Source organism: Planctomycetia bacterium (assembly GCA_034440135.1).
Classification (GTDB): Bacteria; Planctomycetota; Planctomycetia; order Pirellulales; family JALHLM01; genus JALHLM01.
Genome location: JAWXBP010000208.1, coordinates 1 through 5,160 on the forward strand (window position 1 = coordinate 1; position 5,160 = coordinate 5,160).

Annotated in this window: 5 protein-coding genes; 1 reads left to right on the plus strand and 4 read right to left on the minus strand. The window is 62.9% G+C overall.

What is annotated here, in order from left to right:
* The coding region (locus SGJ19_11945; GenBank protein MDZ4780957.1) for a hypothetical protein at positions 1-611 on the minus strand (611 nt) is incomplete at its 3' end.
* 345 nt (positions 612-956) lie between these two features.
* Here SGJ19_11945 and SGJ19_11950 point away from each other — a divergent pair.
* Positions 957-1,826, plus strand: coding sequence for a hypothetical protein (locus SGJ19_11950; protein ID MDZ4780958.1), 870 nt, complete (start codon positions 957-959; stop codon positions 1,824-1,826).
* A gap of 204 nt (positions 1,827-2,030) precedes the next feature.
* Here SGJ19_11950 and SGJ19_11955 read toward each other — a convergent pair whose 3' ends face one another.
* The 3 genes from SGJ19_11955 to SGJ19_11965 all read right to left on the minus strand — a co-directional run.
* Positions 2,031-3,410: an aldehyde dehydrogenase family protein gene (locus tag SGJ19_11955; GenBank protein ID MDZ4780959.1), complete on the minus strand. Its 1,380-nt coding sequence runs from the start codon at positions 3,408-3,410 to the stop codon at positions 2,031-2,033.
* 25 nt (positions 3,411-3,435) lie between these two features.
* The gene (eat, locus tag SGJ19_11960; protein MDZ4780960.1) at positions 3,436-4,908 is read right to left on the minus strand and encodes an ethanolamine permease; all 1,473 of its coding nucleotides are present in this window, start codon (positions 4,906-4,908) and stop codon (positions 3,436-3,438) included.
* 59 nt (positions 4,909-4,967) lie between these two features.
* A partial coding sequence (locus SGJ19_11965) for a hypothetical protein (GenBank protein MDZ4780961.1) occupies positions 4,968-5,160 on the minus strand: 193 nt, incomplete at its 5' end.

Consider the following 5,160-nt stretch of genomic DNA (forward strand, 5'->3'; position numbering starts at 1 on the left):
CTGCCACAGGCGCGGCGCAGCCACCCGAAGATGCCCTTGTGCTTGCAGCAAGGCGCGCTGCATTCGGTCGCTTCCGCTTCACACGAAGGTTCGCAAACCGGCGCTTCACAGCCGGAGTCGCACTTCTTGAACAAGCCTAAGCTGGGGAATTTGAACAACTTGCCTTTTTGGCAAGGATCGCAGCATTCGACTTCCGCTTCGCAACTGGCCTCTTCCTCGACGCAGCAATCGGATTTCTGCAGCAACTTGCCGATCGCGTTGCAGCCGTACTCGGGCTGGCAACAGGTATTGCCAGCGGCGCCGCAACTCCGGTCGGTCGTCAACCGGGCGTGCAGGCGTTGCCAAAAATGGCAGCGCGGCTCGTCGCAGTAGCCGGCCCAAACATCATCGCAACACTGCTGTGGGTAATCCGCTCCGCAGCATCCGGCGTAACCGCCGTAGCCGGTGCCCGGTCCGACCGGTCCGCCCTGGGCGCATGTCTGGCAACCGCCCGTGGCGTGGTAGCCCGGACCGTGCCCGATGCCGGCGACGCGTAAGAGCTCAGCGGCTCCGGCGTGCGCCGTCATAGCGGCCATCCCCAGCGTTGCGGCAAGCAACACGAGGTGCTTCATGACTCACTCCTTGAATAGTGCCATCTTGGCCCGCGGAACCATTCCGCGGCAAACCCAACCGTGCCCAACTCTTCACTTCTCTGCCCAACTCTTCTCTGCCCAACTTCGTCCCACGGCCGGCCCGGCAAGAGCTACACCCGTTGCTCCGAGACGCGCAGGTTCGATACTGCGGCGGGCGGCGCCGGGGGACGATATGCAAGAATTGCCCACGCTGTTGCGTAGAGCAAACGCGGACGATGCTTTTTTGCCACGTCCGGGCCGATTGTGGGCCGCGCGCGCGAGCTGCGACGATTCTCGCGGACTAAGGGGCTTTGACGCGGCGGGCATTCGGTTACGGTGTTAGGCATGGTGACGGCGGACAGCTCCTCGGCGACCGACTTCGCGCTAACGCTCTTGCCGGGCGTAGCGTTGGCGCTCGGCGTGCTGACCGTAGCGGGTTTGTGGCGTTTGAGGCGGCTGAGCCAAAGCACGACACTGGTCGCACCGTGGCGCTGGGCGCTCGCGGCCACGCTCGCAATGACCTGGAACGCGCTCCAATCGGCCGGAATAGAACCCACGCTGGCAAGGTATCTCGCCGGGATCCTCTCTCTGGCGCCGACGCTGGCCATCTTCGGCGCGAAGCGGCCGCAAAACGTCGCCTGGCAATGGGTCGTTCTGGCCTTCTTGGCGCTACTCGCCCTGCCGGCCGGAAACGCGTGGCTGTATCGCCCCGGCGGCGCGTTGCAGGTCGACCTGGCCTGGCAATATCTCCTGTTGGCAGTGACGCTGATGGGCGTCGCCAACTATCTCCCCACGGGCCGAGCGGTTGCCTCGTTGTTGGCTGGCGCGGCGCAGTATTGCTGGCTCGGCGATCAATTCCCCGCGTGGCTGCGATTCGACTTACCGGCGCGCGCTCAAGTCGGACTGGCTTGCGCGTGCGCGGCGGTGTGGCTCACGGCCTGGCCGAAGCGACGGTTGAAGAGCGCGCCGTTGGATCGACTATGGCTCGACTTTCGCGATGCCTTTGGCGTCGCCTGGACCGTGCGCGTGGCCGAGCAGTTCAACGCCACAGCGGCGCGTTCTGGTTGGTCACTGAGGCTTAACTGGAACGGCGTTTCACACGAAGCTCAGACTCAAGGCACAGAAACACTGCCGCCCGCCGCGCAGCAAGCATTGGAAAACCTGCTGCGGCGATTCGTCTCACGGGAATGGATGGAAGCACGCTTGCGCAAGTGATTCGTCACGATTCAAGGTTCGAGACACCAGTGAATGTTGGGCGCCTGGGGCTGGGGCGGACATTGGCAGCAACCATGTCCAACCGGCTGGGGTATCGTGGCGATTTGTTGACAAATCCAACGAAGCCAAAGCGGTTGGACCATGGAGACCGCGCATTGGTCGCCCCTACCCCAGGCACCCGGCGATTGAAATAACTCGGCGTCGCTACTTGGTCGCCGTGCGGAAATGGATCGCCTTGCGCTTCGTGAGGTGGAAGAAGCCGTACTTCGACATCGTCGAGCCCTTGCCGCTTTCGCCCCAGCCGGTCCAAGGTTGAGCGGGGTCGATGTAGTCGCAACGGTTCTGGTAGATCGTGCCGGCATTGACTTCACGGCCGAAGCGCTCGGCGCGCTCCAAAGAACTGGTCCAGACCGACGCCGTGAGCCCGAAGCGCGATTCGTTCATCAGCCGGATCGCTTCGTCGTCGTCACGCACGGAAAGCACGGGCACCGTCGGGCCAAAGCTTTCTTCCTGCATGATCTCGGCGTTGTTGGGCACGTCGGCAATCAGGGTCGGCGGAAAGAAGTTACCCGGCTGATCGGCGACCGATTTCCCGCCCGTCAAGAGTCGCGCGCCGCGCTTCACGGCATCCTGAACTTGCGCTTCGAGAAACTTCGGAGCGTTGCGGCCGGCCAACGGCCCCATCGACGTCGCTTCGTGCACAGGGTCGCCAAGCACGTACTCTTCGAGCGCCGCCTTGGCTTTTTCCAGGAACGCTTCGTAAAGCGTGTGATGCACATAGACTCGCTCCACCGCGCAACACGATTGCCCGGCGTTGTAACAAGCGCCGTCCACGCAGTTGGCCGCGGCGTAATCGAGGTCCGCATCCTCGGCCACGTAGGCGGGATCCTTGCCGCCGAGTTCCAGCCCGGCGTCGATCAACCGTTGGGCCGTGTGACGATAGACTTCGCGTCCCCCTTCGACGGAACCGGTGAAGGCCACGTGGTCGACGCCGCGATGTTCGATCAATCGCGCCGTGGCGTCATGCTTGAGCAGCAAGTTCGTCACGAGGTCCGGCACTTCCAAGCCGGAAAATGCCTCGGCGAATTGCCGGCCCGTCAGCGGCGTCTTGGCGCTGTGCTTCAAGAGCACGCTGTTGCCGGCGATCAGCGCCGGCACGAGGACGTTGATGGGAATCAAGAGCGGATAGTTCCAGGCCGCCACGTTGAACACCACGCCCAGCGGGGCGTGCTCGATGCGGCGCACGAAGTTTGGTTTCTCCGGCAAGATGTCGGGCCGCAGCGTCTCTTCCGCGATCGAAAGCATATACTCCGCGCGGTCGCACATCGTATTGAACTCGCCCCGGGCTTGCTTGAGCGGTTTGCCCATCTGCAAGGTCACGTCGCGGGCGACCTGTTCCAGGTTCGTCTTGAACTTTTCCATGGCCGCGCGGACCTGCCGGCAGCGTTCGGCGAGCGGGATGCGCGCCCAGCGCCGCTGCGCCGCGGCGGCGCGATCTACGGCCTCTTCGACGGCCAGTGCGGAGTCGAAGGGAAGTTCGCAGACGGTTTGTTGATTGAACGGATTCGTGACGACCAGATTCAAGTGCGTGTCCTTCGCATAGCAGTGTTCAACGTGTCATATCCGGCGCATCGCCGTGCAGTTCGCGTTCCGCGGCTTGCAGCAAAGCGACTTCCTCTTCCGGCGCTTGGGCCACCAATCGCCGTCGGCTGTAGAGCCAAAAGTAAACGATCGCGACCGCCAAAAACAGGGCCACGCCCAGCACCGCCGGGAGGTAGTCCGGCGAGAGCATGGTCGCCGACAAGGCGAAACAGGCGACGACGGCACCCACCACCGCCCCCGGAACGCCGAGCGGGCTGCGATACGGACGCGGCAAGTCCGGCTGCGTGATGCGGAGCTTGATGAAGCTGACCATCACCAGCGTGTACGAAATGACCGCGCCGAAGACCGCCATATTCAAGAGCGCGCTGCCAACGCCCGTGCCGCTGGCTTGATGCAGCAAAAACGTACACCCAAGTCCGACGACTCCGCCCGCGACGAGCGCCCAACCGGGAGTGTGCCGGCTCGTCGTCAGCGAGAGCCAGCGCGGAATATACCCAGCACGCGACAGGGCGAAGAGCACGCGGCCATAGGCGTAAATCAGACTGTGAAAGCTCGCCACGAGCCCGGCGACAGCCGCCAAACTTAGGAACCAGGGCGGGGCATAGCCATGTCCCAGCGTGGCGAGGAAGCCGTCGTTCAATGGCGCTCCGGATCTACCGATCGCCACGGCGCCCCCTCCCACGCCGGAGTTGAGTACGACCGTGGCCAGTCCCAAGACGAGCAGCGTGACCAGGCTCCAGACCAAGGCCTTCGGCATATCTCGCACCACGTCGTGCGTCTCTTCGGCGGCGACGGGCAATTGCTCGATGCCAAGAAAGAGCCAAATCGCGAACGGCATCGCTAGCAACACGCCGGGCCAACCATGCGTCAATCCGCGCGGGTCGCGTCCGGTCTCGGCGGGAATATTGAACAGCAGTTCGGAATCAAACGCACCGGTCCAAAGGACGCTCGCGAAGAAACCAATCAACACAGCCAGGGCGACGAGCGTCACCATCAGCCCAACGCGAAACGTGATTCCCGCGCCCCAGACGTTGATGCCGACAAACAGGACGTAGAACACGATCCACCAGACCGGCGGCGAAACGCCGGGAAACACCGGTTGCATGTATTCAGCAATGAAATACACAATTACCGCCGGCGAGAGTACGTACTCGATCACATCCGTCATGCCGCAGACGAAACCGCCGAAAGGGCCGAGCGCGTGCCGCGCGAAGGAAAAGAATCCGCCTGCGAATGGCAACGACGCGGACAGCTCCGCGATGCTGAACACCATGCAAACGTACATCGTGGCGACGATCAACGTCGACAGCACGAAACCCCAGAACCCAGCCACCGGCAAGCCCAAATTCCAGCCGGCGAAATCGCCGGAAATCACAGCGCCGACGCCCATCGCCCACAACAGTTTCCAGCCAGCCGAAGGGCGCAAACGTCGCCGATCCAGGTAGGCCTGCTCAACCTGCTCGTACTCAATGAAACCCATGCGGCGAAAATTGCAATCTGGGAACGGAACCTCGAAGTTCAACGGTACAAAAGCTTACACTAGCCCGACGCGCAAGCGAGGGGGAGTTGACTCCGATCTGAGTTAAGCGTTGGCGATTGTTCGATGTCCGCGCTCCCTCGCTTGCGCGTCGGGCTAGTGTAAGTGACTTTGCGAGATGCGGTAAGATGGTCGGGCCAGCGGTCGATCAAAGCGCGGGCGTCGTCGAGGCAAGTCGCCCAAACTAAACGCCGA

Bases quoted from the DNA above. Each gene is read 5' to 3' on its own strand.
- SGJ19_11950 (MDZ4780958.1), top strand. From the start codon at position 957: ATGGTGACGGCGGACAGCTCCTCGGCGACCGACTTCGCGCTAACGCTC.
- eat (MDZ4780960.1), bottom strand. From the start codon at position 4,908: ATGGGTTTCATTGAGTACGAGCAGGTTGAGCAGGCCTACCTGGATCGG.